Raw genomic sequence first — 26926 nt, 5'->3', positions numbered from 1 at the left:
ACGGCACGCCAGTGTAGCCGGACGCAACCGCGGGTCAGCTTGAGCTGCGCGCCGGCGCCGGGGGTGTCGCGGGCGCCGCGCCGGGATCGATCGTCGTCTGTGTCGTCGGTGGCGGCACCGCTCCCGGCAGGACCGGCAAGGTCAGCGGCGGAATCGGGCCGGGTCCGTCGGGATCGATCACCGTCGTGGTGGGCGGGGCCGGCGTCGTCGTGGTGGGCGGTGTGCTCGACGTGGTGGTGTCGGTCGGCGGCGTGGTCTCGGTGGTCGGGGTGGGCTCGGTGGTCGGAGTGGTCGTGGTCGTCGTGCGGTAGGTGGTGCGCGGGGTTTCCACCTTGGTGCGCGGCACCCAGGTGTATTCCGGGTCCGGTACGAAACCCGGCGGCACCACCTGCTGAGCCGGGACCGGTTGCGGGGCCGGCGCCGGTGCGTAGGTGGTGTACAGCCACCAGGTGAAGAAGAACGCCGTTATCAGCGCGAAGGTGGATGTCCGCATCCGGCCCCAGAACAGATAGTGCGGCCAGTGCCGGTTCTCGCCCTCGCGGCGCAGCTGGAATTTCATGATTTGGGCTCCTGCGCGACCGCCGGGGCCAGCGTCGACGTCTCGGCCGGTGAGGCGATACCGGCACCGGCCAGCGCCGCGATCACCAGCAGTCGCAACCGCCGTCCCACCTCGAACTGTTTGCCGGGCAGGGTTCGGGCCACCATCCGCAGGTTCACGGTGTCGACCTGGATGCTTTCCACGCCCATCACCTGTGGCTTGTCGAGCAGCAGCTCACGCATCTGTGGATCGTTCATCGCCGACTCACATACCCCGTTGAGCAGATCGTTCACCGTGTGCAGGTCTGCGGTCACCGGCACCGGGATGTCCACCACGGCCCGCGCCCAGTCCTTGGACAGGTTCACCGTCTTGACGATCTGGCCGTTCGGGATGGTCAGCATCTCGCCCTCGGACGAGCGCAGCTTGGTCACCCGCAGGGTCACGTCGATCACGGTGCCCTCGGCGGGCAGCGCGATACCGGAGACCGTCAACGCGACCAGGTCACCGAAGCCGTATTGCTTCTCGGTGATGATGAAGAAGCCCGACAGCAGGTCCTGCACCAGCCGCTGCGCCCCGAAACCGAGCGCGGCACCGATCACCGCCGCCGGCGCCACCAGCGAGGCGATCGGGATGGCCACGATGTCGGTGAATTCGACGAACACGATCACGACGAGCATCGCGATGGTCACCCAGGAGATCACCGAGGCGACCGCTTGCCGGTGCTTGGTGGTCTCCGAGCGGACCAGGGCATCGCTCTCGCGGAAGTCGGCGTCGATGCGCTGGGTCACCTTCTGGGCGATCCAGTTCACGAACCGGGCGGCCAGCATCGCGGCCAGCACGAGCATGACGATCCGCAACCCGCGGGTCAGGATCCATTCGCCGATCTGGCCGTGCCAGAAGCCGTGCCAATGCTGCGACCAGTTCAACTGCTACTCGTCCTCTTTGCGATTGCGCCACCGGATCCCGGCCTCCAGGAATCCGTCGATATCGCCGTCGAGCACCGCCGACGGGCTGCCCACCTCGTACTCGGTGCGCAGGTCCTTGACCATCTGATACGGGTGCAGCACATACGACCGCATCTGGTTGCCCCACGAACTGCCGCCGTCCCCCTTGAGGGCATCCATCTCGGCGCGTTCTTCCTGGCGCTTGCGCTCCAGCAGCTTGGCCTGCAGCACCCGCATGGCCGACACCTTGTTCTGCAGCTGGGATTTCTCGTTCTGGCAGGTGACGACGATGCCGGTGGGAATGTGGGTCAGGCGCACCGCCGAGTCGGTGGTGTTGACCGACTGCCCGCCGGGGCCGCTGGAGCGGTAGACGTCGACCCGCAGGTCGCCCTCCGGGATGTCGATGTGGTCGGTGGTCTCCACCACGGGCAGCACCTCGACGTCGGCGAACGAGGTCTGCCTGCGGCCCTGGTTGTCGAAGGGGCTGATCCGGACCAGCCGGTGGGTGCCCTGCTCCACCGAGAGCGTGCCGTAGGCGTACGGGGCGTGCACCGCGAAGGTGGCGCTCTTGATGCCGGCTTCCTCGGCGTAGGAGGTGTCGAAGATCTCCACGGGGTACTTGTGGGCCTCGGCCCAGCGGATGTACATCCGCATGAGCATTTCGGCCCAGTCGGCGGCGTCCACCCCGCCCGCGCCGGAGCGGATGGTGACGACGGCCTCGCGCTCGTCGTACTCCCCGGAGAGCAGGGTGCGAACCTCGAGGGCCTCCAGGTCTTCGCGCAGCTGATCACGCTCGGCGTCGGCTTCGGCCTTCGCCTCCTCGCCGCCCTCCTCGGCTGCCAGTTCGTAGAGCACCGGCAGATCGTCGATACGGCGGCGCAGTTCCTCGACGCGGCGCAGCTCGCTCTGGGCGTGCGACAGGCTGCTCGTCACCTTCTGCGCGTTGGCCTGGTCGTTCCACAGGTTGGGATCGGTGGCCTCGGCCTCCAGCGTGGCGATGCGGGCACGCAGACCGTCGACATCGAGCACCCGCTCCACGGTGGTGAGCGTTGCGTCGAGGGCGGCGATATCGGCAAGAAGGTCAGGATCCACGAAAGTTCAGGGTACCGGCCGCTTATCCAGAGTCCGCCCTCGATCGCCGTGGCGCGGCTAGCATCGGGCTGGTAACCGGTCCGGTGACGTCGCGACAGCCCCTTGCGCGCCGCCGGTCAGCCTCACGAAAAGGCTTGCGTATGCGCCCGTACCACGTGGCGATCGTCGGCTCGGGCCCCTCGGGGTTCTTCGCCGCCGCGTCGTTGTTGAAGTCGGATCGAGACGTTCGCGTCGACATGCTGGAGATGCTGCCCACGCCGTGGGGACTGGTTCGGTCCGGGGTGGCCCCCGACCATCCGAAGATCAAGTCGATCAGCGCGCAGTTCGCCACCACGTCCGAGGACCCCCGGTTCCGGTTTTTCGGCAACATCACCGTCGGCGAGCACGTCCAGGCGGCCGAGTTGGCGCAGCGCTACGACGCGGTGGTGTACGCCGTCGGCGCGCAATCTGACCGGGCACTCGGGATTCCCGGCGAGGACCTGCCGGGCAGCGTGGCCGCGGTGGACTTCGTGGGCTGGTACAACGCGCACCCGCATTTCGAGGGCACCGCCCCCGATCTGAACGCCGAGCGTGCCGTCGTGATCGGCAACGGCAACGTCGCCCTGGACGTCGCACGCATCCTGATCAGCGATCCGGAAATCCTGGCGCAGACCGATATCGCCGACCACGCGCTGGACTCGCTGGGCGTGCGCGGGGTCAAGGAGGTGATCGTGGTCGGCCGGCGCGGTCCGGTTCAGGCCCCGTTCACGACACTGGAACTGCGCGAACTCGGACACCTGGAACAGCTGGCCGATGTGGACATCGTGGTGGACCGCGCAGATTTCGATGCCATCACCGACGAGGAGCTGGAGGCGGCCGGCAAGACCGTCAAGCAGAACGTCAAGGTGCTGCGCGAGTACGCCGAGCTGACGCCGACCGAGGTGAAGCGCCGGGTGGTGTTCAAATTCGCGACCTCACCGATCGAAATCCGCGGCGACGGCCGTGTCGAGTCAATCGTGCTGGGCCGCAACGAACTCGTGGACGAGGGTGGCCGGGTGGTGGCCAAGGACACCGGCGAGCGCGAGGAGATCCCGGTTCAGCTGGTGGTCCGCGCGGTCGGTTACCGCGGGGTGCCGTTGGCGGGGCTGCCGTTCGACGACCGCTCCGGCACCATCCCGCACACCGACGGGCGGGTGGATGGCAGCCGCAACGAGTACGTCGTCGGCTGGATCAAGCGCGGGCCGTCCGGCGTGATCGGCTCGAACAAGAAGGATTCGGCGGACACCATCGCCACGCTGCTGGCCGATCTCGGTGAGCCCGGGTTCGCCGAGGACCACGCCTCCGAGTTGGCGCAATGGCTGGTGGAACGCCAGCCCAAACTGGTCACCGACGATCACTGGCAGCGTATCGACGCCCACGAGCGCGCCCTCGGCGAGGCCCAGAGCCGGCCGCGGGTCAAGTTGGTCAGCGTCGCCGACATGCTCGGCATCGCGCACGGCTGACTCTTTCGCCCCGCGAGATTGCAGTTGTCGCGGTTGTTACTCGCACTTGTGCACAACAACGGCAATCTCGCGACCGGATGTCGGTGCCGGGACCGAGTATCCCGGCATGGGAAAGCTCATCGTCGGTAGCCAAGCGCGCCGGGGCGGCATGACCGTTCACGAGTTGCGGCGCCACCACGATCGCGTGCACCGCGACGTATACGCACCCAAGGGCCAGGTGCTGACACTCGGTGACCGGATTGCCGCGGCATGGCTTCGATCGCATCAGGGCGGTGTCATCGCGGGCGTGGCCGCATCCGCCCTGCACGGCGCGTGCTGGATCGATGACGAGATCCCCATCGAGATGATCTGGGAGATCAGCAGGCCGCCTGCAGGCATCGTGGTGCGCCGCGATCGGCTGGCATCCGACGAGGTGATGCTTGCCGGTGTTCGGTTGACGACGCCGGCCCGTACCGCGTTCGACCTCGGGCGCCACCGCCCGCGAACCGAAGCGCTCGCCAGAATGGACGAACTCCAGCGGGTCACGGCTTTCGACGCCGACGAAGTATCCACCTTGATCGAGCGGTACCGGGGCGTCCGCGGGCTCAAACAGCTTCGCGCGCTGCTTCCCCTCGTCGATGCCGGTGCCGCCTCACCCCAGGAGAGCCGGCTGCGTCTGCTACTCCTGGACACCGGTTTCCCGGAGCCGGCCACCCAGCTTCCGGTGCCAGACGGCGCGCGGGTGCTCCGCACCGTCGATATGGGGTGGGAAAGGTTCAAGGTCGTCATCGAGTACGACGGTGATCAGCACCGCACCAACAGATTTCAGTACGTGAAAGATCTGCGGGTCCTCCCCCGACTCGACGCGCTGGGCTGGAACGTCCTGCGGGTGATCAAAGAGGACACCGACTGGATGATCGTCGAGCGCACCTATCGCGCGCTCGTCGCCAGGGGCTGGGACGGCAGGCTCGGGCCGCCACATCCCTCCCGCGCCGGGCTCGCCGCGAAGTTGCGGTTCTTGTGCTCGCCACTCGAACTTCCGCGCAATAACCGCAATCTCGCGGTCTGACTAGGACAACCCGGCGGGACTGTCCGGCACCTGCGGCGGCGCGAAACGCCAATTGTCCGGATTCTTCGGCGAATACACCACCGGGATCAACTGCCCCATGGTCGGCCAGTCGTTCACGTCGACGGCCAGTTGCTGATACACCACGTGCTCGGCCACCGTGGGTCCATTGATCACGCCGGTGATGGTGACAAATTGCTCGCCGGTGGCGTCCGGACGCGGGCTGACGCCCGTCACGAGAAGGTTGCCGGACTGCCAACCGTTGGCGACACCGCCGCCGCGGCCTTGACGCTTACGGATCCACGGTGCGGCCAACAGCACCAGCGCCCCGATCAACAGCAACACCATGGCGAATTCCCACATGACCACCATGGTAGGACTGCACGCATGAGCACCGACCTGACTCTCGCCCTGGAACTGGCCGATCAGGCCGACGCGTTGACCATGGAGCGTTTCGGCGCGCTGGATCTGCGGGTGGAGACCAAGCCCGATTTGACCCCGGTGACCGATGCCGACCAGGGCGCCGAGCAGGCGCTGCGCACCACCTTGGCCAAAGCCCGGCCCTCCGATTCGGTGTTCGGTGAAGAGTTCGGCGGCGCAACGACTTTCACCGGTCGCCAGTGGATCTTGGATCCGATCGACGGGACCAAGAACTTCGTGCGCGGGGTGCCGGTCTGGTGCACCCTGATCGCCCTGGTCGACGACGGCGTGCCCATCGTCGGCGTGGTGAGCGCGCCGGCACTGGGACGACGCTGGTGGGCCGCCACCGGCGAGGGCGCGTACGCGTCGTTCAACGGAACGACCCGACGGATCCAGGTGTCCGGCGTCAACGAGCTGGGCGCCGCGAGCCTGTCCTACTCGGATCTGACCACCGGCTGGGAGGACCGCCGGGACAAGTTCGTCGCCCTCACCGACGAGGTGTGGCGGGTGCGCGCCTACGGCGATTTCTGGTCGTACTGCATGGTCGCCGAGGGTGCGGTCGACATCGCCTGCGAGCCGGAGGTGAAGGTCTGGGACATCGCGCCGCTGGACATCTTGATCCGAGAGGCCGGCGGCACCTTCGGCAGCATCGACGGGCGGCCCGGCCCGCACGGCGGTAGCGCCCTGGCCACCAACGGTTTGCTGCACGAGCAGGTGCTGCGTCGGCTGATGTGAATTTCGTAACAGCTTTCGTTGATCTTACTCCGGAGTAAGATACGGTCATGGCGCACCGCACCTACTGAATGAGGCTGTGACATGACCCAGATCGAATCCCGCCCGAAGCGCACCGGACCGGAGAGTGCCGTCGGGCTGCACAAGCACAAGAGGACAGCGACCGATATCGGATTGGCGCTGATCACACCCCTGGTCGGCCAGGAGTTCCTGGACCGCTACGGTCTGCGCGACCCGCTGAACAAGACCCTGCGCTACGGCGTCAAGACGGCGTTCTCGGCCGCCGGCGCCACCACCCGCCAGATCAAGCGGGTCCAGGGTCTGGGCAAACCGGCGACCCGGCTCAAGCCCAGCGGTTCGGACTACTTCGACCTGACTCCCGACGAGGATCAGAAGCTGATCATCGAAACGGTCGAGGAGTTCGCCGAGGAGATCCTGCGCCCCGCCGCCCACGACGCCGACGACGCGGCGAGCTACCCGAAGGATCTGATCGCCAAGGCCGCCGAGCTCGGCATCACCGCGATCAACATTCCCGAGGACTTCGACGGGATCGCCGCGCATCGCTCGACGGTCACCACCGCGCTGGTCGCCGAGGCCCTGGCCTACGGCGATATGGGGTTGGCGCTGCCGATCCTCGCGCCGGGCGGCGTCGCCTCGGCCCTGACCCACTGGGGCAGCGCCGACCAGCAGGCCACCTACCTGCCCGAGTTCGCCGGCGAGAACGTGCCGCAGGCCTGCGTCGCGATCGCCGAACCGCACGCGTTGTTCGATCCGACGGCCTTGAAGACCACCGCGGTTCGCACGCCGAGCGGCTACCGGCTCTCCGGTGTGAAGTCGCTGGTGCCGGCGGCCGCCGACGCCGAGCTGTTCATCATCGGCGCGCAGCTCAACGGCAAGCCGGCCCTGTTCATCGTCGAGTCGGCGTCGGAAGGCCTGACGGTCAAGGCGGACCCGAGCATGGGCATCCGCGCCGCCGCGCTGGGCAAGGTGGAACTGGACAACGTCGCCGTGCCGCTGCACAACCGCCTCGGTGAGGACGAAGCGTCCGACGGCGACTACGCCGAAGCCGTCGCCCTGGCCCGACTGGGTTGGGCCGCGCTGGCCGTCGGCACCTCGCACGCCGTGCTCGACTACGTCATCCCCTACATCAAGGAACGCGAGGCGTTCGGCGAGCCGGTCGCGCACCGCCAGTCGGTGGCGTTCATGGCCGCCAATATCGCCATCGAGCTCGACGGGCTGCGCCTGATCACCTGGCGCGGGGCGTCGCGCGCCGAGCAGGGTCTGCCGTTCCTGCGTGAGGCCGCACTGGCCCACAAGTTCGGCGCCGACAAGGCCATGCAGATCGGCCTGGACGGTGTCCAGCTGCTCGGCGGCCACGGCTACACCAAGGAACACCCGGTCGAACGCTGGTACCGCGATCTGCGGGCAATCGGTGTCGCCGAGGGTGTCGTCGTCCTGTAACCGCACGGCTCTCTAGAAAGGCTCAACCATGACGATCAATCTGGAAATGCCGCGCAAACTGCAAGCGGTCATCGAGAAGGGGCATCAGGGCGCGGCCGAGATGCTGCGTCCCATCTCCCGCAAGTACGACAAGGCCGAGCACGCCTACCCCGTCGAGCTGGACACCCTGGCCACCCTCTTCGAGGGCATCTCGGAGGCCAAGACCATCTCGTTCGCCGGGGCCGAGGCGTTCGCCTCCGGCGACAGCACCGGCCAGAACATCAACGGCGCCAACATGTCTGCGCTGTTGAACGCGCTGGAGATCAGCTGGGGTGATGTCGCTCTGCTGCTGTCGGTGCCTTACCAGGGCTTGGGCAACGCCGCCATCTCGAGCGTGGCCAGCAAGGAGCAGCTGGAGCGGTTCGGCAAGGTGTGGGCCGCGATGGCGATCACCGAGCCGTCGTTCGGCTCGGATTCGGCGGCGGTGTCGACGACGGCGGTCCTCGACGGTGACGAGTACGTCATCAACGGCGAGAAGATCTTCGTGACGGCCGGCTCGCGGGCCACCCACATCGTGGTGTGGGCAACGCTGGACAAGTCGAAGGGCCGCGCGGCCATCAAGTCGTTCGTCGTGCCGCGGGAGCATCCCGGGGTGACGGTCGAGCGTCTGGAGCACAAGCTGGGCATCAAGGCGTCCGACACCGCGGTGATCCGCTTCGAGAACGCCCGGATCCCCAAGGACAACCTGCTGGGTGATCCGGAGATCAAGGTGGACAAGGGTTTTGCCGGGGTCATGGAGACCTTCGACAACACCCGGCCCATCGTCGCGGCCATGGCCGTCGGTGTGGCCCGTGCGGCGCTGGAGGAGCTTCGGACCATCCTCACAGAGGCGGGCGTCGAGATCTCCTACGACAAGCCGGCCCACGCGCAGAGCGCCGCCGCGGCGGAGTTCCTGCGAATGGAGGCCGACTGGGAGGCCGGTTACCTGCTGACGGTGCGCTCGGCATGGCAGGCCGACAACAAGATCCCCAACTCAAAGGAAGCCTCGATGGGTAAGGCCAAGGCCGCCCGGGTGGGCACCGACATCACCCTCAAGTCCGTCGAGATGGCCGGTACCGCAGGCTATTCCGAGGAAGCGCTGCTGGAGAAGTGGGCGCGCGACTCCAAGATCCTGGACATCTTCGAGGGCACGCAGCAGATTCAGCAGCTGGTGGTCGCACGACGGCTGCTGGGGCTGACCTCGGCGCAGCTGAAGTAGCAACCGACACGAACAGCGGCGCCCGCACCTTGACGGTGCGGGCGCCGTTGTCGTATGCGGACCAGTCATATCTGGACCCAGTCATGTGGGGACCACGCGCGAATGTGCCGTCTGATACGTCGACACCCGCGCGTCAGGGATGAAACCGCACACGCTGACGAGCCCCGGACAAAAGAAATCCCCCGGGACCACACGGTCCCGGGGGATTTCGCTATGCGTCAGCTCAGCCGAGCGTGCGCTGCATGTCGGGGATCATCGCCTGCAGCTCGCGGCCCCAGTACGCCCAGTTGTGCGTGCCGTTGTCCGGGAAGTTGAAGACGCCGTTCTTACCGCCCGCGGCCAGGTAGTTGTCGCGGAAGGTGATGTTGGTGCGGATGGTCAGGCCCTCCAGGAAGGTGGCGGGCAGGTCGCCGCCGCCGAGCTCGTCGGGCTGGCCGTTACCGCAGTAGACCCAGATGCGGGTGTTGTTGGCGACCAAGCGGTCGATGTTGACCATCGGGTCGTTGCGCTTCCAGCCGCTGTTCGGGTCCTCGGTCTTGCCCCACATGTCGTCGGCCTTGAAGCCACCGGCGTCACCCATGGAGATGTTGATGAGGAACGGCCACCAGCCCTCGGAGGGGTTCAGGAAGCCCGACAGCGAGCCGGCGTAGATGAACTGCTCGGGGTGCCAGATCGCCAGGGTCAGCGACGCCGAGCCGGCCATCGACAGACCCACGGCCGCGCTGCCCGTGGGCTTGATGCCGCGGTTGGCCTGCAGCCACTGCGGCAGTTCCTGGGTCAGGAAGGTCTCCCACTTGTAGGTCAGCGTCGGGCCCTTGTTGCGGGCAGGCGCATACCAGTCGGCATAGAAGCTGGACTGTCCGCCGACCGGCATGACGGCCGACAGGCCGCTGTTGAGGAACCACTCGAACGCCGGGGTGTTGATATCCCAGCCGTTGAAGTCGTCCTGGGCGCGCAGGCCGTCGAGCAGGTAGACGGCGGGCGAGCCCTCGCCTCCGCTCTGGAACTGGATCTTGATGTCGCGGCCCATCGACGGCGACGGCACCTGGAGGTACTCAACCGGCAAACCGGGGCGGGAGAAAGCGCCTGCGGTTGCGGTTTCGCCGGTCATGGCGACCGCACCGGGAATGACGAGCGCCGCGGCGGCAGCAGCCCCGATCCGGCGCATCCATCGGCCTACAACGTTCTGCATAAATCCATCCCAACTCAGATTGTTCACGGTCACGCTCGCCCCTGGGCAGCGAAGACACGAGGCCGGCACCACCCAGCAATACCGCAGAGCGACGTTGCACGCGGTATCACGCGTCCGCTCGACCCTCGGGTTGTGGCAGCAGAGCGGACCGCAAATTTCAGTTGTCGCGGCTTGCAGTAAAACATGTAGCCAGCGAGTTCAGAAAGTCCGGGGTGGCGGCGTGCCGCCGTAGGCTTCGTCTCATGACCGCCGATCGCAACTCTGCCAGCAACCGATTGTCGGTCGACGACTGGCTGCAGGCCGGCTATGCAATCCTGGCGGAGGAGGGCATAAAAGCCCTGAAAATCGACCGTTTATGCCAGCGCCTCGAGGTGACGAAGGGCAGTTTTTACTGGCACTTCACGGGCATGTCCAGCTATCGCACAGCGCTTGTCCAGGGTTGGGGCGAGCTGCGCGATGCGGATCGCCGGTCCTGGGATGAAATCGGATCGTTGCCTCCCCGCGACCGGTTGCGCCACATGATGGCCGCGCTGATCAGTCCGCGGCACTGGACGCTGGAACGGGCAATGCGCGAGTGGGCGCGCACCGACGACGCGGTGGCCGCGAGCGTGCGCGCCGCCGATCGCAGGGTGCTAGGCGCGGTGCGGCGCGCATTTCTGGACTACGGGTTCGACGCCGACGAAGCCGAGCTTCGGGCCGATGCGACGTTCGCCGTGGGTGTGGGGCTACTCCATCTCTCCGGCTCCGCGCCGCACCCCGACCAGGCGACCCGCAGCGAACGGTTCTTGGATCTCATGCTCGCAAACTGAGGACCATACTAAAAAGTATGGTAACTTTCGGTCATGCTGACCACCCAGCCTCAGATCACCGATGAATTCGTCGCCGCGCTCGCCGACCGCGCCGACGAAGCCGAAACGCTGCGCCGGCTGCCCGACGCCACGGTGCAGGATCTGCTGGCCTCCGGTTTCACCGATCTGCTGGTTCCGGCCCGGTACGGCGGGCAGCAGGCCCCGTTTCCGGCCCTCCTCGATCCGGTCCGGCGCCTCGCGCACGGTTGCACATCGAGCGCCTGGACCATCGGCTTTTTCACCTTGCACAACTGGATGCTGGCGCTGTTCGGCGAGCAGGCCCAGGAGGAAGCCTTCGGCAACAGGCCGTTCCTGGCACCGGCGCCGCTGGCCCCAACCGGCCGGGGCCTACCCGTCGACGGCGGAATCCGGCTGACGGGCCGCTGGTCCTGGGCGACCGGGGTGATGCACGGCAACTGGATCATCGTGGCCGCCCTCTGCGGAGCCGACGATGCGCTCTACCCGGCGCTGGCGCTGCTGCCGATGAGTGCGGTCACCGTCGACGACGTCTGGCACACCGACGGGATGCGCGCGACCGGCTCCAACGACGCCATCGTCAGCGACGTCTTTGTGCCCGAGCATCGACTGGTCAAGGTGACCGATATCTACGCGGGCACCGCACCGGGAGCCGGCTTGCACGACGCCGCCACCTACCGCTGGCCGATGGTGCCTGCGCTGGCGCTGCTGGCCGCGATGCCGGCACTGGGCAGCGCCGAGCGGGTCACCCGGCTGTACGCCGACCGGCTTGCCGAACGGGTGCTGCCGTATGAGGGTGTCGTACAGAAGGACAAGCCGATCGCCCAGGCGCACCTGGCCGGCGCCCAGGTCCGGTTGCGGGCCCTGCACGGCCTGCTCGCCGACACCGTCGGCGAAATCGAGGGCATCGTGCAGCGCGGTGACACCGTCGAGAAGCCCGTCCGCGCACAGGCCCGGCTGGCCGCCGCCCATATCGTGGCGGAATCCCGGGCGGTGATCGCCGAACTGCTGGGCGCGGGCGGCGCCAGTATCCATTTCCTGTCCAGTCCCCTGCAGCGCTTCAAGCGCGATGTCGACGTGCTGGCCGGGCATGTGGTGTTCGACTACGACACCAGCCGGGAACTTGCCGGGGCGCTGGCCCTCGGCATGAAGATTCCACGGACATCGATGATCTGAGCGCGTTGCGGCATCCAGGGATTCGCACGCAGCGAGACTGAAACCAGGGACGGATTTCGACCGGAAACCGTGCCTGAGTTCAGTCTCGCGACACCCTTGCCTCACCGCGAAACAAAAAGTAATGTCACTTTCAGTTTTGAACGCCCGATCACCGAGGAGCGTGATGGAATCCTTCGTCCACCTGCGCAAAGGCAAGACCCCCAGACGCGTGCACGCCGACCTCGACGGTCTCAAGGACGACGAGTTGGGCCGCGGCGGCTTCGTCGGGCGCACCGCGAACATGTACCGGCGCAACGACCCCACCGCCTACCGCACCGTCGGCCCCCTGCGTCCCACCGACGTGTTGTCCTCGGAACTCAAGCCCAGCGACGCCACCGACGCCCAAGGCGGCCCGCTCCTGATGTACTCCAATGACGACTGCCACGTGCTGCTGAGCCGGCGCACCGAGGAGATGCCGTTCTTCGTCCGCTACGTCGACGGTGACCTGCTGCTGTTCGTGCACAAGGGCACCGGCCTGCTGGAGACGGAGTTCGGGCCCCTGCGCTACCGCGAGGGCGACTGGGTATACCTCCCGAAAGCCTGCACCTTCCGCCAGGTGCCCGATGCCGAGAGCACCTGGCTGATGATCCAGGCCACCGACGACTTCCGGGTGCCACCGCCGGGCACCCTGGGCCGGCACTTTCCGTTCGACCCGGCCCAGGTCACCATCCCCGAACCTGAACCGATCGACGACGACGGCAGGGCCGAATACGAAGTCCGCCTGATCCATGACGGTGGACCGACTTCGCTGTTCTACCAACATCATCCGCTCGACGTCGAGGGATGGCGCGGGGACAACTTCCCGTTCACCTTCAATATCGAGGACTACACCGTCATCACCTCCGAGAGCGTGCACCTGCCGCCGACGGTGCATCTGTTCATGCAAGCCACCGGGGTGTACGTGATGAACTTCCTGCCCAAGCCGGCCGAGAGCGTGCCCGGCACCGAGCGCACGCCGTGGTATCACCGCAACGTCGACTATGACGAGATCGCGTTCTTCCACGCCGGCTCGCTGTACGGCATCCCGATGCCACCGGGTTTGGTTTCCCATGCGCCGCAGGGCGTTCACCACGGCGCACCCGAGAAGGCGCGCGAACGGGCCCGGCGAAAGTTCGACGATTACGACCGGGTGGACTGGTCGGTGATCGCGATCGACACCCGCCGCCGACTCACTCCCTCCGCCGAAATCCTCGCCAACGATCTGGGGCAGCACTAGTGACCACCGTAGAAAAGCCCGTGAAGTACGAGTACGACCGCATCCCGTACCTGGTTGCCTACCAGAATAATTCGGCGGTCCGCGACGTGTACGGCGGTGTCGCTGAACTGGTGGTGCTGGAGAGCTATCTGCTCAAGCCCAAGACCAAACAGAGCGATACGGTGCTGGTGTTCATGCACCCGATCGGCGGTGGCGCGTACCTGCCGATGATCAACGCGCTGGCCCGCGCCGGGCACCACGTCATCTACTGCAACAGCCGCTTCCGCGGCACCGACTCCGCCCTGCTGATGGAGAAGGTGGTCGAAGATCTCGGCGAGTGCATCAAGGACGCCAAGAACCGGCTCGGCTACGCCAAGGTGGTGCTGGCCGGCTGGAGCGGCGGCGGGTCGCTGTCGGTGTTCTACCAACAGCAGGCCCAGCATCCGACGGTCACCGCGAGCCCGTCCGGAGACGGCCCCGATCTGACGAAGCTCGGCCTCATTCCCGCCGACGGCATCATGCTGCTGGCCGCCCACATCAGCCGCCACGGCACCATGACCGAATGGCTGGACGCCTCGATCCTCGACGAGAACGACCCGTCCCGGCGTGACCCCGAACTGGACCTGTACAACCCGGACAACCCGAACCAGCCGCCCTACACGCCGGAGTTCCTGGACCGCTACCGGCAGGCCCAGATCGCCAGGAACCGGCGAATCACCAGGTGGGTCAAGGACAAACTCGCCGAACTGAAGGCCGCCGGGCGACCCGACGACGAGTACGCGTTCGTCGTGCACGGCACCATGGCCGACCCGCGTTGGCTGGACCCCACCGTCGACCCCAACGATCGCACCCCCGGCCAGTGCTATCTGGGCGACCCGCAAGTCGTCAACATGAGCCCGGTGGGCCTCGCCCGGTTCTGCACCCTGCGCAGCTGGCTGTCACAGTGGAGCTATGACGACGCCCATGGGGACGCGGTGAAGGCCGGTCCCGATATCGCGGTGCCCGCTCTGGTGATCGGCAACCTCGCCGACGACGCCTGCACCCCCAGTCACACCCGCCGGCTGTACGAGGCGATCGGGCATCCGGACAAGGAGATGTACGAGATCCCCGGGGCCAACCACTACTACGCCGGGCCCGATCAGCGCGGCACGCTGCGCCAGGCCGTCGGCATCTGCACCGACTGGCTGCACCGGCACGGTTTCTCGCTGGAAACTCCGTGACCGCAGGAGCGCTGGACGGTATCCGGGTGCTCGAACTGGGCACCCTGATCTCCGGCCCGTTCGCGGGCCGGCTGCTCGGCGACATGGGTGCCGAGGTGCTCAAGATCGAGCTGCCCACCTCCCCCGACCCGCTGCGCACGTGGGGCCAGGCCGAACTGGACGGGCACCACTTCTTCTGGACGGTGCACGCCCGCAACAAGAAAGCCATCACCCTCGACCTCCGCACGCCGCGCGGCCGGGAACTCTTTCTGGAGTTGGTGGACCGCTCCGATGTCATCGTGGAGAACTTCCGACCCGGCACCCTGGAAAAGTGGAATCTGGGTTACGACGTCCTGAGCGAACGCAACAACGGCATCATCTTGGTGCGGGTGTCCGGGTACGGGCAGACCGGCCCGGACGCCGGCAAGGCGGGCTACGCCTCGGTCGCCGAGGCCGCCAGCGGACTGCGGCATATGAACGGTTTCCCCGGCGGGCCTCCCCCGCGGCTGGCGTTGTCCCTCGGCGACAGCCTGGCCGGGATGTTCGCCGCCCAGGGCGCACTGGCCGCACTGTACCGGCGCAGCGTCACCGGAGTCGGCCAGGTGGTCGACACCGCGCTGACCGAATCGTGCCTGGCCATCCAGGAGTCCACCATCCCGGACTACGACGTCGGCGGCGTGGTGCGCGGTCCCTCGGGCACTCGTTTGGAGGGCATCGCGCCGTCGAACATCTACCAGAGCGCCAACGGCAGCTGGGTGGTGATCGCCGCCAACCAGGACACCGTGTTCCGACGGCTCTGCGCGGCGATGGACCGCCCCGAGCTGGCCGTCGACGAGCGCTTCGCCGATCACGTTGCGCGCGGGCGCAATCAGGACGAGCTGGATGCAATCATCGGTGCCTGGGCGGCACAGCGGCAACCCGCCGAGATCATCGACACGCTGTCGGAAGCCGGGGTGATCAGCGGTCCGATCAACACCGTGGCCGAGGTGGTCACCGACCCGCAGCTGCAGGCCCGCGGCATGATCGCCGATCACTTCGACGAGCGCATCGGACGAAACGTCAAGGGCCCCGGGATCGTCCCGGTGCTCTCCGAATCTCCCGGCTCGGTGCGCCGCGCCGGTTCGGCGCGGCCCGGCCAGCACAATGACGAGGTGTACTCCGGACTGCTGGGGTTGTCCGGCGAGGACGTCGCCGCACTGCGAGAGGACGGCGTGCTGTGACATTGCCGAAGAAGGTCGACATCCGCGAGGTGTGCCTGCGCGACGGCCTGCAGATCGAGAAGCCGATTCCCTTGGCCGCCAAAATCGAACTGCTGGAGGCGATCGTCGCCACCGGGGTGCGCGAGATCGAGGCCACCGCTTTCGTCTCCCCGTCCAAGGTGCCGGCCCTGGCCGACGCCGCCGAACTGGCGGCCGAGTTGTACCGCTTCCCCGACGTCGAATTCTCCGCCCTGGTAGCCAGTGCCAACGGCGCCAACCGTGCCGTCGCGGCCGGGCTGCGGTCCCTCGAATACGTGGTGTCCGCCTCCGACGCCCACAGCCGCGCCAACGTGGGGCGCGATACCGCGGAGGCCACCGCAGCCATCGCCGACGTTGCGCGAATCGCGCACGACGGTGGCGCCACGGTGGAGGTCATCATCGCCACGGCCTGGGACTGCCCGTTCGACGGACCGACACCCGTGCACCGGGTGCTCGATATCGTCACCGCCGCTGCCGAATTGGGTGTCGACCGGATCGCCGTCGCCGACACCATCGGCACCACCACGCCGCGCCGGGTCGGCGCGCTGGTCGCCCAGGTGCAACCCCTCATCGGGGACATCCCGCTCGGGGCGCATTTCCACAACACCCGCGGGGCCGGGCTGGCCAGCGCGTATGCGGCCGTGCAGGCCGGGGTGAGCCGGTTGGATGCCTCCGTCGGTGGACTTGGCGGCTGCCCATTCGCGCCCGGCGCCTCGGGCAATATCGCCACCGAGGATCTGGTGTATCTGCTGCGCGACAGCGATATCGAGGTCGACGTCGACCTGGGGCGCGCAATCGCAGCCGCCAAAGTCGCGCAGGACGCCGTCGGCCACCAGCTACCCAGCGCGCTGTTGCGTGCCGGTGATCGCATTCTGGCCTGACATGACGCCCGCCGACACCCTGACCGCCAAAGGCAGGCAAACCCGCGACGCCATCGAGATGGCGGCCCGGAAGTTGTTCGCAGAACGCGGTTTCCACGGCACCACGCTGGCCGATATCACCTCGGCGGCGGGCAAGTCCTCGGCGGTGTTCTACCGCTATTTCGACGACAAGGAAGACCTGCTCGCGTCGCTGGCCGAGTCCTTCCTGCACGATATCGTGGAGCCGTCCGGTACCCGGGTGCCGCTGCCCGACTCCCCCGCGGACACCGAGTACTTCACCACGGTGGTGACCGGTTACTGGAATCTGTTCAAGCAGAACATCGGCATCATGATCGCCGTCGCTCAACTGGGCGCCACCCAGCCGCGGTTTGCCAAGGTGCAGCATGCGTTTCGCCGGTTCGGCATGGACATGGTGGCCGATTCGGTACGTCGGGCCATCGAGCAGGGCTACGCCCAGGACCTCGACCCCGAGCATATCGCCGCGGCGATCGCGTTGCTGTTCGAGAACTTCACCGTCGTGGTGGTGGGCAACCCCGGATCGGAGCTGCAGATCAGCGACGAGGACGCCATCAAGACACTGTCGACGATCTGGAAGAAGACCCTGTACGGCGCCTAGAGGACGAAAGAGAGATCAGCGTGGATTTCGCTTTACCCGAACACCTTCCCGGACTGCTTGCGGAGATGGACGCCTTCATCGAGGCAGAGATCAAGCCGCTGGAACGCCAGCACATGCAGTACTTCGACCGCCGCCGGGAGTTCGCCCGCACCGACCTGGCCGGCGGCGGGGTACCGGCCAGGGAATGGGAGGATCTGCTCGACGAGATGCGCCGCCGCGCCGACGCAGCCGGCTGGTTGCGCTATGGGTTACCCGAAGAGTTCGGCGGCCGTGGCGGCAGCAACCTGGACATGGCGGTCATCCGGGAGCATTTGGCACACAAGGGTTTGGGCCTGCACAACGACCTGCAGGACGAGTCGTCGATCGTCGGGAACTTCCCGCAGGTCATCATGATGAGCCGGTTCGGCACCGAGGCGCAGAAGGCCGAGTGGGTCGAGGCCATGCTGACCGGGCAGCGCTCCATGGCCTTCGGCCTGACCGAACCCAACCATGGCAGCGACGCCACCTGGCTGCAGACCACCGCGGTCAGGGACGGCGACGGCTGGATCATCAACGGCGCCAAACGCTGGAACACCGGGGTGCACCGCGCCACGCACGACCTGATCTTTGCGCGGACCTCGGGCCACGACGGATCAGCCACCGGCATCACCGCCTTCCTGGTACCCACCGACGCCCCGGGGTTTCACGTCCCCTACTACTGGTGGACGTTCAACATGCCCAGCGACCACGGTGAGGTCGAGCTCACGAATGTTCGGGTGCCCGACGACGCCGTGCTCGGCGAGGTGGACCACGGCCTGGAGGTCGGGCAGACGTTCCTGCACGAGAACCGGATCCGGCAGGCCGCGAGCAGTCTGGGTGCGGCACAGTACTGCATCGACAGGGCGGCCCAATATGCCAGTGAGCGCATCGTTTTCGGCAAGCCGCTGGCGGTGAACCAGGCCGTGCAGTGGCCGCTGGCCGAGTTGCAGACCGAGGCGCAGATGGTGCGGCTGCTGGTGTATTACGCCGCCTGGCATCTGGACCGCAATCACCACATGGAAGTTTCGGACAAGGTATCCATGGCCAACTATCGGGCCAACCGATTGGTGTGCGAGGCGGCCGACCGGGCCATGCAGATCCACGGCGGCGTCGGGTACAGCCGCCACGAACCGTTCGAGCACATCTACCGACACCACCGCCGGTACCGGATCACCGAGGGGGCCGAGGAAATCCAGATCCGCCGCGTCGCCCAACGGATGCTCAAGTTCGGACGCACGTGATCGACACCCAGGCCTTGCCGACGGCACTGGCGTCGGTTCTCGGTGCGAGCCGCGTGGCGGACCTGCGGGTGCTCACCGGCGGCGCCAGCCGGGCCACCTGGGCCTTCACCGCCGACGGCCGGCCGCTGATCCTGCGCACCGGCCCACCCGACGAAACCCACGCCGGGATGGAGTTGGAGGCCGCGGCGCTGCGTCGTGCCGCCGCGGCCGGAGCCCCGGTACCGGCGGTCCTGACCGCCTCCAACGCCACCGCGCCCCTCGGCAATCCGTATCTGATCAGTGAATTCGTCGAGGGCGAGACCATCGTCCGCAAGATCACGCGCACCCTGGACGCCGCGGGCCGCGCCGCACTGCTGACCCAGTGTGCCAGGGCGCTGGCGGACATCCACCGGGCCGATCCCGTCGGCATCGGGCTGCCGGTACTCGATCCGCTACAGGACTCGCGCCGCCAGCTCGACGAAATGGGCGACACCACAGCCACTTTCGAGTACGCGTTCCGCTGGCTGGAGCGCAACCGTCCGGCGCCGGCCCCACCTGTGCTGGTGCACGGTGACTTCCGGATGGGCAACTTGATCGTTGACGCCGGGCAGCTGACTGCGGTGCTGGACTGGGAGCTCACCCATATCGGGGCGGCGACCGAGGATCTGGCGTGGTTCTGCATCCGAGCCTGGCGGTTCGGCGCGCCCAAGGACCTCGGCGCGGGCGGGCTGGGCAGCATCGACGATTTCGTCAGCGCCTACCGGCAGGCCGGCGGTGCCCCGATCGACCGCGGGGCGCTGCACTGGTGGCTGGTGTTGTCCACCCTGCGCTGGGGTGTCATCTGCCGTTACCAGTACGAGCGGCACCGCTGCGGGCACACTCGGTCGGTGGAGCTGGCGGCCATCGGGCGGCGGGTGTGCGAGACGGAACACGACCTGCTGACCCTGCTTGAGGAGGTCAGGTGAATCTGCACTACAAGCCGACGGCGGCCGAACTGGTCGCGGCGGTGGCGGAGTTCCTGGAAACCGAGGTACGCGAGAGTGGTCAGCTCACCGACGCCCTGAACTTCCACACCCGGGTGGCGGCCAATGTGCTGCGCATCGTCGAACGTGAATTGCTCGCCGAGGCCCGGGACACTGCGGACGGCCCACTCCAGGCCCTGAACGCGCTGGGCTTCGACGACGAAACCGCGCTGGCCGCGGCCATCAGGTCCGGCGCTGTCGGTGACGAGGTGCTGCCCGCGCTGCACGCGCTGGTGGCGCATCGGCTGGCCGTCGCGCATCCCGGCTACGAGCGGGAGTGAGTCAGCGGTGACGCACGGTGGCCAGCCAGGCAGGCTCGTCGACGACGGTCCCCACCGGGACGCCGAGCGGGTCGGCGTGCGCTTGCCCCACCACACCCCGGTAGGTGGCGGTGTCCAGCGATTCCAGTTCCCAGCCGGCGCGGAACGCCGAGCGGATCGTCTGTTCGCTGACCTGCGGCCCGAACCCCCGCCCGGCGTCGGAAAGGGCCAGCACGAACACCCGGCCCCCGGGTGCGCACGCTCGGTCCAGGCTGGCCACATAACGCGTCCGGTCGTCGTCGGAGAAGATGTGGAACAGCGCGCTGTCGACGATCGTGTCGTAGCGCGGGTCGGCGGGCAGGTCCAGCGCATCTGCCAGCTCGAAGCGGGCGTCGACGCCCTTGTCCCGCGCATTCCGGCCGGCCTGCGCGATCGCCTCGGCGACGTAATCGATCCCCCGAACGTCGTAGCCCAGCCGGGTCAACAGGATGGTGTGTTCACCGAGGCCGCATCCCACGTCCAGGATGCGGCCGTGCAGGACGCCGGATCGTTCCAGTTCCACGATGGCGGGCTGGGGTTCACCGATCACCCAGGGCGCGGTATGCGTTTCGTACGCGGCCGTGAAAAGTTCTCTCATGGCACCCAGTCTTCAACCTGAACAATGCTTGAGGTCAATCACAGGAGGGCTCGATGATCACCGACGTGGCCAACCGATTGTTCGGTGCCATCGAGGCCGGCGACTACGCGGGCGTGGAGGCGCTGTGGGCCCACGATGTCATGGTCTGGCACACCGGCGACACCCATGACAACGACCGCAGGCGCGCCCTGAAGGTCATCCGGTGGTTCCTCGACCACACCACCGAACGCCGGTACGAGATTCTGGACCGACAGTTGTTCGACCACGGTTTCGTACAGCAGCACCTCCTGCATGCCGGCATCGTCGGCGGCGGTTCGATCACGCTGCGGGTGTGCATCGTCGTCAAACTGGGTGACGACGGCCTGATCACAAGGATCGACGAATACTTCGACCCCGCGGATATGGCACCGTTGATGGCATGACGGATACCAACTGGATCGGCGACTGGCGGCTGGACCCGCAACGCACCAGGATCGAGTTCCACAGCCCGACCTTTTGGGGTTTGGCCCATGTCAAGGGCACCTTCGGCGACGTCACGGGATCGGGGCGGGTCGCCGCGGCCGAGGACGGGATCGACGTGACCGGGCGCCTGGACATCGACGCGGCGTCGCTCAAGACCGGAATCGGAAAGCGGGACACGCATCTGCGTTCCCCGGACTTCTTCGACGTACAGAAATTTCCCAGCATCAGCGTGGTGGTGCACTCCGGCGAGGTCACGGGCACGGGATGGGTACTGCTGCAGGCCACGCTCTCGGTCAAGGACACCCAGCGCGACCTGGAGCTCGCCACGCATGTGCGGTCGGCCGGGGACGGCGCACTTCGCCTGCAGACCACCACCACCTTGAACCGGCTGCACTACGGCGTGGACGGCAACCTGCTGGGCATGATGGGCGAAGCGGTGAACATCGAAGCCACCGCGGTGCTGATCCGGCAGTCGTAGCATCGCAGGCGTGGCCGACACCGATGCGCAGGTCCGGATTCTCGTGTACAGCTCCAATCCCCGTACCCGGGACGCGGTGCGGTCCGCACTCGGCCGCCGGGTGCACCCGGACTTGCCCGAGCTGAGTTATCTCGATGTCGCGACCGCGCCCATGGTCGTCGCGCAGATCGCCGACGGGAATGTCGATCTCGCCATCCTCGACGGCGAGGCGGCACCCGCCGGCGGGCTGGGGCTGGCCAAACAGCTGAAGGACGAGGTCACCCACTGCCCGCCGATCCTGGTACTCACCGGCCGAGCCGATGATGCCTGGCTGGCGTCATGGTCGAGGGCCGAAGCCGCGGTGTCGCATCCGATCGATCCGATCGCACTCGGGGAGACGGTGGCTGGCCTGTTACGCGCAGACGCAGTCTAAGCAGCACGAAAAGCGCTGTGGCCGTTAATTCTTCACGTCATCGTCGGTGACGACGCGGCGACCCAGCTGTTCGTTTCATCCTAGCCAAAATGCGCCGGTGCGACCGGTAGCGTGACTAAGCTGTGTTCTAGCTCACATCGAAAGCCCAGCGAGGGAGCTATGAACATCTACCTACCCATTCTCGTTCTCGGGGGGATCGCGGCGGTATTCGCGGTCGGCTCGGTCGGTATCGCCGTCCTCATCGGCCCGCGCCGCTACAACCGAGCCAAACTCGAAGCCTACGAATGCGGCATCGAACCGCTGCGCCCCGCCGCGGACGCCAAGCTGGCGACGGGCCAAAGATTTCCGATCAAGTACTACCTGACGGCGATGTTGTTCATCGTGTTCGACATCGAGATCGTCTTCCTCTATCCGTGGGCGGTCTCCTTCGACTCCCTCGGTATGTTCGCGCTGGTCGAGATGGTGCTGTTCATGCTGACGGTGTTCGTCGCCTACGCCTACGTGTGGCGGCGCGGGGGGTTGTCATGGGACTAGAGGAACAACTGCCCGGCGGCATCCTGCTGTCCACCGTCGAGAAGGTCGCCGGTTACGTCCGCAAAGGATCGTTGTGGCCGGCAACCTTCGGGCTGGCCTGCTGCGCCATCGAGATGATGGCGACCGCGGGCCCGCGGTTCGACATCGCCCGGTTCGGCATGGAACGGTTCTCGGCCACGCCCCGGCAAGCCGACCTGATGATCGTCGCCGGCCGGGTCAGCCAGAAGATGGCACCGGTCCTGCGCCAGGTGTACGACCAGATGGCCGAACCGAAATGGGTGCTTGCCATGGGCGTGTGCGCTTCCTCGGGCGGCATGTTCAACAACTACGCGGTGGTCCAGGGCGTCGACCACGTGGTGCCGGTGGACATCTACCTGCCGGGTTGTCCCCCGCGCCCCGAGATGCTGCTGCACGCAATCCTCAAGCTGCACGCCAAGATTGCCGAGATGCCGCTCGGGGTGAATCGCGCCGAGGCCATCGCGGCGGCCGAGCAGGCGGCGTTGGCGTCGCGGCCGACCATTGAACTGACGGGGCTGTTGCGATGAGCGACGCTCGCGGAGCGAATCAACAGCAGATGAGCGACGAACCCGATGTCGAAGTCATCGGCACCCGCCGCGGCATGTTCGGCGTGCGCGGGTCCGGCGACACGTCCGGATACGGGCGCCTGGTCCGCGAGGTGGCGCTCCCGGGTAGCTCACCGCGACCCTACGGCGGCTATTTCGACGAGGTCGTCGACCGGCTGACCGCCGCACTGGGCCAGGACACCTATCAGGCGGCCGTCGAGCGCGTCGTGGTGTTCCGCGACGAGCTGACCCTGGAGGTGCGCCGCGAACATCTGATGGCGGTCGCCCAGACCCTGCGCGACGATCCCGGGCTGCGTTTCGAGCTGTGCCTCGGGGTGTCCGGTGTGCACTACCCCGACGAGCACGGACGCGAACTGCACGCGGTGTATCCACTGATGTCGATCACCCACAACCGCCGGATCCGGCTGGAAGTCACCGCACCGGACGCCGATCCGCATGTGCCATCGCTGTTTTCGGTCTATCCGACCACCGACTGGCACGAGCGCGAAACCTACGATTTCTTCGGCATCCTCTTCGATGGCCATCCGGCGCTGACCCGCATCGAGATGCCCGACGACTGGGTGGGGCACCCGCAACGTAAGGACTATCCGTTGGGTGGCATCCCGGTGGAGTACCACGGTGCGCAGATCCCGCCGCCCGATCAGCGGAGGTCCTACAACTGATGACCATCGATCACCAACCGCCCGTCGTCATGGTCGGGGGTCAGGACTGGGATGCCGTCGTCGCTGCCGCCGCTGAACACGCCGGGGAACGGATCGTCGTCAACATGGGCCCGCAGCATCCGTCCACGCACGGCGTGCTGAGGCTGATCCTGGAGATCGAGGGTGAGACGATCACCGAGGCCCGCTGCGGAATCGGCTATCTGCACACCGGGATCGAGAAGAACCTGGAGTACCGCACCTGGACGCAGGGCGTGACATTCGTGACCCGGATGGACTATCTGTCACCGTTCTTCAACGAGACCGCCTACTGCCTCGGCGTGGAGAAACTGCTCGGTGTCACCGACGACATCCCCGAGCGCGCCAGCGTCATCCGGGTACTGCTGATGGAACTGAACCGCATCTCCAGCCATCTGGTCGCGTTGGCCACCGGCGGCATGGAACTGGGCGCCATGTCGGCGATGTTCTTCGGATTCCGGGAACGCGAACTGATCCTCACCATGTTCGAGACGATCACCGGCCTGCGGATGAACCATGCCTATATCCGGCCGGGCGGGTTGGCGGCCGATCTGCCCGACGAAGCCATGCCGCAGCTGCGCGAACTGGTCAAGATCCTGCCCGGTCGGCTCCGCGACATGGAGAACCTACTGCGCGAGAACTACATCTGGAAGGCGCGCACCAAAGGTATCGGTTATCTCGACCTGACCGGTTGTATGGCGCTCGGGGTGACCGGTCCGGTGCTGCGCTCCACCGGCCTGCCCCACGATCTGCGTAAGGCACAGCCGTACTGCGGATACGAGACCTATGAGTTCGACGTCTGCACCGATGACGGCTGTGATGCTTACGGCCGCTACCTGATTCGGGTCGACGAGATGAAGCAGTCGCTCCGGATCGTCGAGCAGTGCGTGCAGAGGCTGGACCGGACACCCGGGCCGGTGATGCTGACCGACAAGAAGCTGGCCTGGCCAGCGGACCTGAAGCTCGGACCGGACGGCCTGGGTAACTCGCCCGCACACATCGCCAAGATCATGGGCTCGTCGATGGAGGCGTTGATCCACCATTTCAAGCTGGTCACCGAGGGCATCCGGGTGCCGGCCGGGCAGGTGTACGCGGCCGTCGAATCCCCGCGTGGGGAACTGGGTGTGCACATGGTCAGCGACGGTGGCACCCGGCCCTACCGCGTGCATTACCGCGACCCGTCGTTCACCAATCTGCAAGCGGTGGCGGCGATGTGCGAGGGCGGCATGGTGGCCGACGCGATCTCCGCGGTGGCGTCGATCGATCCGGTGATGGGAGGCGTTGACAGGTGACGGCGATCGACCTGCAACTGGGGCAGCGGCCCGACGAACCGGGGCCGCCGATATCGGCCGGGCCGCAGGCGTATCCGGCCGAGGTGACGGCGCGACTGGCGAGCGAGGCCGAGCAGATCATCGCCCGCTACCCGCATCCGCGCTCGGCGCTGCTGCCGTTACTGCATCTGGTGCAGGCCGAGGACGGTTTCCTGACCCCGGCCGGCGTCGCGTTCTGCGCGGCGCAACTGACCCTCAGTCCCGCCGAGGTGACCGCCGTCGCCACGTTCTACTCCATGTACCGCCGCACCCCCACCGGGGACTATCTGGTCGGCGTGTGCACCAACACGTTGTGCGCGATCATGGGCGGTGATGCGCTGCTGGAGGTGTTGCAGGAACACCTCGGTGTGCACGCCGGCGAGACCACCGCCGACGGCGCGATCACCCTGGAGCACATCGAGTGCAACGCCGCGTGTGATTTCGCACCCGTAGTCATGGTGAATTGGGAGTTCTTCGACAACCAAACCCCGTCGTCGGTGCGCGAACTCGTCGACCAACTGCGCACGGGCGTCGCCGTGACCCCGAGCCGCGGCGCCCCCCTGTGTACCTTCCGGGAGACCGCACGCATCCTGGCCGGGGTGGATCCCGGCGCGCCGGACGCCTCACCGCCGGGCCCAGCCACCCTGGCCGGGTTGCGGATCGCCAGGGAGCCACGATGACCACCCTCACACCGGTACTGAGCAGCTACTGGGACGAGCCAGAGTCCTGGACGCTGGCCACCTATCTGCGCCACGACGGGTACCAGGCACTCGACGCCGCCCTGGACATGGATCCCGACGCCGTCATCGCGCTGGTGAAGGACTCCGGGCTGCGCGGTCGCGGTGGCGCCGGTTTCCCGACCGGGCAGAAGTGGTCGTTCATCAATCAGTCGGACCCGAAGCCGCATTATCTGGTGATCAACGCCGACGAGTCAGAACCCGGCACCTGCAAGGACATTCCGCTCATGATGGCCACTCCGCACGTGCTGGTGGAGGGGGCCATCATCGCTTCGTACGCGATCCGGGCCAGGCAGGCCTTCATCTACGTGCGCGGTGAGGTGGTGCCGGTGCTACGCCGGCTGCGGGCAGCGGTCGCCGAGGCCTATGAGGCTGGCTACCTCGGCCGCGACATCCTCGGCTCGGGATTCGACCTGGACCTGGTGGTGCACGCCGGGGCCGGCGCCTATATCTGCGGTGAGGAGACCGCGCTACTGGACTCGCTGGAGGGCCGGCGCGGGCAGCCGCGGCTGCGGCCCCCGTTCCCGGCGGTGGCCGGGCTGTACGCCTGCCCGACGGTGGTCAACAACGTGGAATCCATTGCCAGCGTGCCACCGATCGTGCGCAACGGGGTGGACTGGTTCAAGTCGATGGGGTCGGAGAAATCGCCGGGGTTCACGCTGTACTCGCTGTCGGGTCATGTCACCAGGCCCGGTCAATACGAGGCCCCACTGGGCATCACGCTGCGTGAATTGCTGGACTACGCCGGTGGAATACGCGCCGGGCACCAGTTGAAGTTCTGGACGCCCGGCGGCTCGTCGACGCCCATGCTCACCCCCGAACACCTCGACGTGCCACTGGATTACGAGGGTGTGGGTGGGGCCGGGTCGATGCTGGGCACCAAGGCGCTGCAAATCTTCGACGAGACCACCTGCGTGGTGCGGGCCGTGCGACGGTGGACGCAGTTCTATGCGCACGAGTCCTGCGGCAAGTGCACGCCGTGCCGGGAGGGCACCTACTGGCTGACCCAGATCTACGAACGGCTGGAGACCGGACACGCGACGACCGGGGACTTGGACACACTGCTCGACATCTCCGACGCCATCCTGGGCAAGTCGTTCTGCGCGCTCGGCGACGGCGCGGCGAGCCCGATCATCTCCTCGCTCAAATACTTCCGCGCCGAGTACGAGGCGCACCTCGGCGCGAGCTGCCCGTTCGACCCGCACGCCTCGACGGTGTTCGCCACCGAAGGCGCGCGCGCATGACGACGTCATTGTGCGTTCTCA

30 protein-coding genes are annotated in these 26926 nt (G+C 67.0%); 24 read left to right on the top strand and 6 right to left on the bottom strand.

The window, feature by feature from the left end:
* Positions 1 to 34: 34 nt before the first annotated feature.
* From SBI67_RS20430 to prfB, 3 genes are read right to left on the bottom strand one after another with little or no spacing between them, the layout of a single operon-like run.
* Positions 35 to 559 carry an Rv3103c family proline-rich protein gene (locus SBI67_RS20430; protein ID WP_318982312.1) on the bottom strand — a complete coding sequence of 175 codons (525 nt, stop codon included), beginning with the start codon at positions 557 to 559 and terminating at the stop codon, positions 35 to 37.
* Entirely contained in the window at positions 556 to 1464 is a 909-nt protein-coding gene (locus SBI67_RS20425) for a mechanosensitive ion channel family protein (RefSeq protein WP_318982311.1), read from the bottom strand. The genes SBI67_RS20430 and SBI67_RS20425 overlap by 4 nt, the downstream gene beginning before the upstream one ends.
* A gap of 3 nt (positions 1465 to 1467) precedes the next feature.
* Positions 1468 to 2574, bottom strand: coding sequence for a peptide chain release factor 2 (prfB, locus tag SBI67_RS20420; protein ID WP_318982310.1), 1107 nt, complete (start codon positions 2572 to 2574; stop codon positions 1468 to 1470).
* A gap of 140 nt (positions 2575 to 2714) precedes the next feature.
* On the opposite strand from prfB, the gene SBI67_RS20415 reads away from it, so the two are divergent.
* Both SBI67_RS20415 and SBI67_RS20410 read left to right on the top strand, forming a co-directional pair.
* Positions 2715 to 4055: an FAD-dependent oxidoreductase gene (locus tag SBI67_RS20415; RefSeq protein ID WP_318982309.1), complete on the top strand. Its 1341-nt coding sequence runs from the start codon at positions 2715 to 2717 to the stop codon at positions 4053 to 4055.
* Between the two features lie 106 nt (positions 4056 to 4161).
* Complete coding sequence (locus tag SBI67_RS20410; protein WP_318982308.1) at positions 4162 to 5103, top strand: type IV toxin-antitoxin system AbiEi family antitoxin; 942 nt, start codon at positions 4162 to 4164, stop codon at positions 5101 to 5103.
* On the opposite strand, the gene SBI67_RS20405 is transcribed toward SBI67_RS20410, so the two are convergent.
* A complete protein-coding gene (locus tag SBI67_RS20405; RefSeq protein WP_318982307.1) occupies positions 5104 to 5463 on the bottom strand; it encodes a hypothetical protein in 360 nt (119 codons plus the stop codon).
* Positions 5464 to 5487: 24 nt separating this feature from the next.
* Between SBI67_RS20405 and hisN the strand changes: the two genes are divergently transcribed.
* The 3 genes from hisN to SBI67_RS20390 all read left to right on the top strand — a co-directional run bounded on the left by hisN (position 5488) and on the right by SBI67_RS20390 (position 8950).
* The gene (gene hisN / locus SBI67_RS20400; protein WP_318982306.1) at positions 5488 to 6255 is read left to right on the top strand and encodes a histidinol-phosphatase; all 768 of its coding nucleotides are present in this window, start codon (positions 5488 to 5490) and stop codon (positions 6253 to 6255) included.
* Positions 6256 to 6336: 81 nt separating this feature from the next.
* Positions 6337 to 7713, top strand: a complete 1377-nt coding sequence (locus tag SBI67_RS20395) for an acyl-CoA dehydrogenase family protein (protein WP_318982305.1) — start codon at positions 6337 to 6339, stop codon at positions 7711 to 7713.
* Positions 7714 to 7741: 28 nt separating this feature from the next.
* The gene (locus tag SBI67_RS20390; protein ID WP_318982304.1) at positions 7742 to 8950 is read left to right on the top strand and encodes an acyl-CoA dehydrogenase family protein; all 1209 of its coding nucleotides are present in this window, start codon (positions 7742 to 7744) and stop codon (positions 8948 to 8950) included.
* 223 nt (positions 8951 to 9173) lie between these two features.
* Here the strand turns inward: SBI67_RS20390 and SBI67_RS20385 are convergent, their stop codons facing one another.
* Complete coding sequence (locus SBI67_RS20385) at positions 9174 to 10142, bottom strand: esterase family protein (RefSeq protein WP_318982303.1); 969 nt, start codon at positions 10140 to 10142, stop codon at positions 9174 to 9176.
* Between the two features lie 242 nt (positions 10143 to 10384).
* Between SBI67_RS20385 and SBI67_RS20380 the strand changes: the two genes are divergently transcribed.
* From SBI67_RS20380 to SBI67_RS20335, 10 genes are all read left to right on the top strand, one after another.
* Positions 10385 to 10951: a TetR/AcrR family transcriptional regulator gene (locus SBI67_RS20380; RefSeq protein WP_318982302.1), complete on the top strand. Its 567-nt coding sequence runs from the start codon at positions 10385 to 10387 to the stop codon at positions 10949 to 10951.
* Positions 10952 to 10984: 33 nt separating this feature from the next.
* On the top strand, positions 10985 to 12142 hold the full coding sequence (locus tag SBI67_RS20375) for an acyl-CoA dehydrogenase family protein (RefSeq protein ID WP_318982301.1): 1158 nt from the start codon (positions 10985 to 10987) through the stop codon (positions 12140 to 12142).
* Positions 12143 to 12305: 163 nt separating this feature from the next.
* Positions 12306 to 13397, top strand: a complete 1092-nt coding sequence (locus SBI67_RS20370; RefSeq protein WP_318982300.1) for a homogentisate 1,2-dioxygenase — start codon at positions 12306 to 12308, stop codon at positions 13395 to 13397.
* Positions 13397 to 14596, top strand: a complete 1200-nt coding sequence (locus tag SBI67_RS20365; RefSeq protein WP_318982299.1) for an alpha/beta fold hydrolase — start codon at positions 13397 to 13399, stop codon at positions 14594 to 14596. The genes SBI67_RS20370 and SBI67_RS20365 overlap by 1 nt, the downstream gene beginning before the upstream one ends.
* A complete protein-coding gene (locus SBI67_RS20360; RefSeq protein WP_318982298.1) occupies positions 14593 to 15795 on the top strand; it encodes a CaiB/BaiF CoA transferase family protein in 1203 nt (400 codons plus the stop codon). The genes SBI67_RS20365 and SBI67_RS20360 overlap by 4 nt, the downstream gene beginning before the upstream one ends.
* Entirely contained in the window at positions 15792 to 16694 is a 903-nt protein-coding gene (locus SBI67_RS20355; protein WP_318982297.1) for a hydroxymethylglutaryl-CoA lyase, read from the top strand. The genes SBI67_RS20360 and SBI67_RS20355 overlap by 4 nt, the downstream gene beginning before the upstream one ends.
* Before the next feature lies 1 nt (position 16695).
* The gene (locus tag SBI67_RS20350; protein WP_318982296.1) at positions 16696 to 17310 is read left to right on the top strand and encodes a TetR/AcrR family transcriptional regulator; all 615 of its coding nucleotides are present in this window, start codon (positions 16696 to 16698) and stop codon (positions 17308 to 17310) included.
* 20 nt (positions 17311 to 17330) lie between these two features.
* On the top strand, positions 17331 to 18569 hold the full coding sequence (locus SBI67_RS20345; RefSeq protein ID WP_318982295.1) for an acyl-CoA dehydrogenase family protein: 1239 nt from the start codon (positions 17331 to 17333) through the stop codon (positions 18567 to 18569).
* A complete protein-coding gene (locus SBI67_RS20340) occupies positions 18566 to 19513 on the top strand; it encodes a phosphotransferase family protein (protein WP_318982294.1) in 948 nt (315 codons plus the stop codon). Before SBI67_RS20345 ends, SBI67_RS20340 begins: the two co-directional genes overlap by 4 nt.
* Positions 19510 to 19851 (top strand): DUF6285 domain-containing protein, encoded by a 342-nt coding sequence (locus SBI67_RS20335; protein ID WP_318982293.1) that lies wholly within the window; start codon positions 19510 to 19512, stop codon positions 19849 to 19851. Before SBI67_RS20340 ends, SBI67_RS20335 begins: the two co-directional genes overlap by 4 nt.
* Position 19852: 1 nt before the next feature.
* On the opposite strand, the gene SBI67_RS20330 is transcribed toward SBI67_RS20335, so the two are convergent.
* Entirely contained in the window at positions 19853 to 20467 is a 615-nt protein-coding gene (locus SBI67_RS20330; RefSeq protein ID WP_318982292.1) for a class I SAM-dependent methyltransferase, read from the bottom strand.
* 53 nt (positions 20468 to 20520) lie between these two features.
* On the opposite strand from SBI67_RS20330, the gene SBI67_RS20325 reads away from it, so the two are divergent.
* From SBI67_RS20325 to nuoF, 9 genes are all read left to right on the top strand, one after another.
* Positions 20521 to 20889, top strand: coding sequence for a nuclear transport factor 2 family protein (locus SBI67_RS20325; protein ID WP_318982291.1), 369 nt, complete (start codon positions 20521 to 20523; stop codon positions 20887 to 20889).
* Positions 20886 to 21407, top strand: a complete 522-nt coding sequence (locus SBI67_RS20320) for a YceI family protein (RefSeq protein WP_266049836.1) — start codon at positions 20886 to 20888, stop codon at positions 21405 to 21407. Before SBI67_RS20325 ends, SBI67_RS20320 begins: the two co-directional genes overlap by 4 nt.
* A gap of 10 nt (positions 21408 to 21417) precedes the next feature.
* On the top strand, positions 21418 to 21819 hold the full coding sequence (locus SBI67_RS20315) for an Rv3143 family two-component system response regulator (protein ID WP_318982290.1): 402 nt from the start codon (positions 21418 to 21420) through the stop codon (positions 21817 to 21819).
* Positions 21820 to 21978: 159 nt separating this feature from the next.
* Positions 21979 to 22353, top strand: coding sequence for an NADH-quinone oxidoreductase subunit A (locus SBI67_RS20310; protein ID WP_318982289.1), 375 nt, complete (start codon positions 21979 to 21981; stop codon positions 22351 to 22353).
* On the top strand, positions 22344 to 22898 hold the full coding sequence (locus SBI67_RS20305) for a NuoB/complex I 20 kDa subunit family protein (RefSeq protein WP_318982288.1): 555 nt from the start codon (positions 22344 to 22346) through the stop codon (positions 22896 to 22898). The genes SBI67_RS20310 and SBI67_RS20305 overlap by 10 nt, the downstream gene beginning before the upstream one ends.
* A 29-nt stretch (positions 22899 to 22927) precedes the next feature.
* Positions 22928 to 23599, top strand: a complete 672-nt coding sequence (locus SBI67_RS20300; RefSeq protein ID WP_318982287.1) for an NADH-quinone oxidoreductase subunit C — start codon at positions 22928 to 22930, stop codon at positions 23597 to 23599.
* The gene (gene nuoD, locus SBI67_RS20295) at positions 23599 to 24906 is read left to right on the top strand and encodes an NADH dehydrogenase (quinone) subunit D (RefSeq protein WP_318982286.1); all 1308 of its coding nucleotides are present in this window, start codon (positions 23599 to 23601) and stop codon (positions 24904 to 24906) included. Before SBI67_RS20300 ends, nuoD begins: the two co-directional genes overlap by 1 nt.
* Positions 24903 to 25604 (top strand): NADH-quinone oxidoreductase subunit NuoE, encoded by a 702-nt coding sequence (gene nuoE / locus SBI67_RS20290; protein ID WP_318982285.1) that lies wholly within the window; start codon positions 24903 to 24905, stop codon positions 25602 to 25604. Before nuoD ends, nuoE begins: the two co-directional genes overlap by 4 nt.
* On the top strand, positions 25601 to 26905 hold the full coding sequence (gene nuoF, locus SBI67_RS20285) for an NADH-quinone oxidoreductase subunit NuoF (RefSeq protein WP_318982284.1): 1305 nt from the start codon (positions 25601 to 25603) through the stop codon (positions 26903 to 26905). The genes nuoE and nuoF overlap by 4 nt, the downstream gene beginning before the upstream one ends.
* Positions 26906 to 26926 lie beyond the last annotated feature (21 nt).

This window comes from Mycolicibacterium chengduense, from assembly GCF_033741155.1.
GTDB lineage: Bacteria > Actinomycetota > Actinomycetes > Mycobacteriales > Mycobacteriaceae > Mycobacterium.
This window is presented reverse-complemented; position numbering and strand designations above follow the sequence as displayed.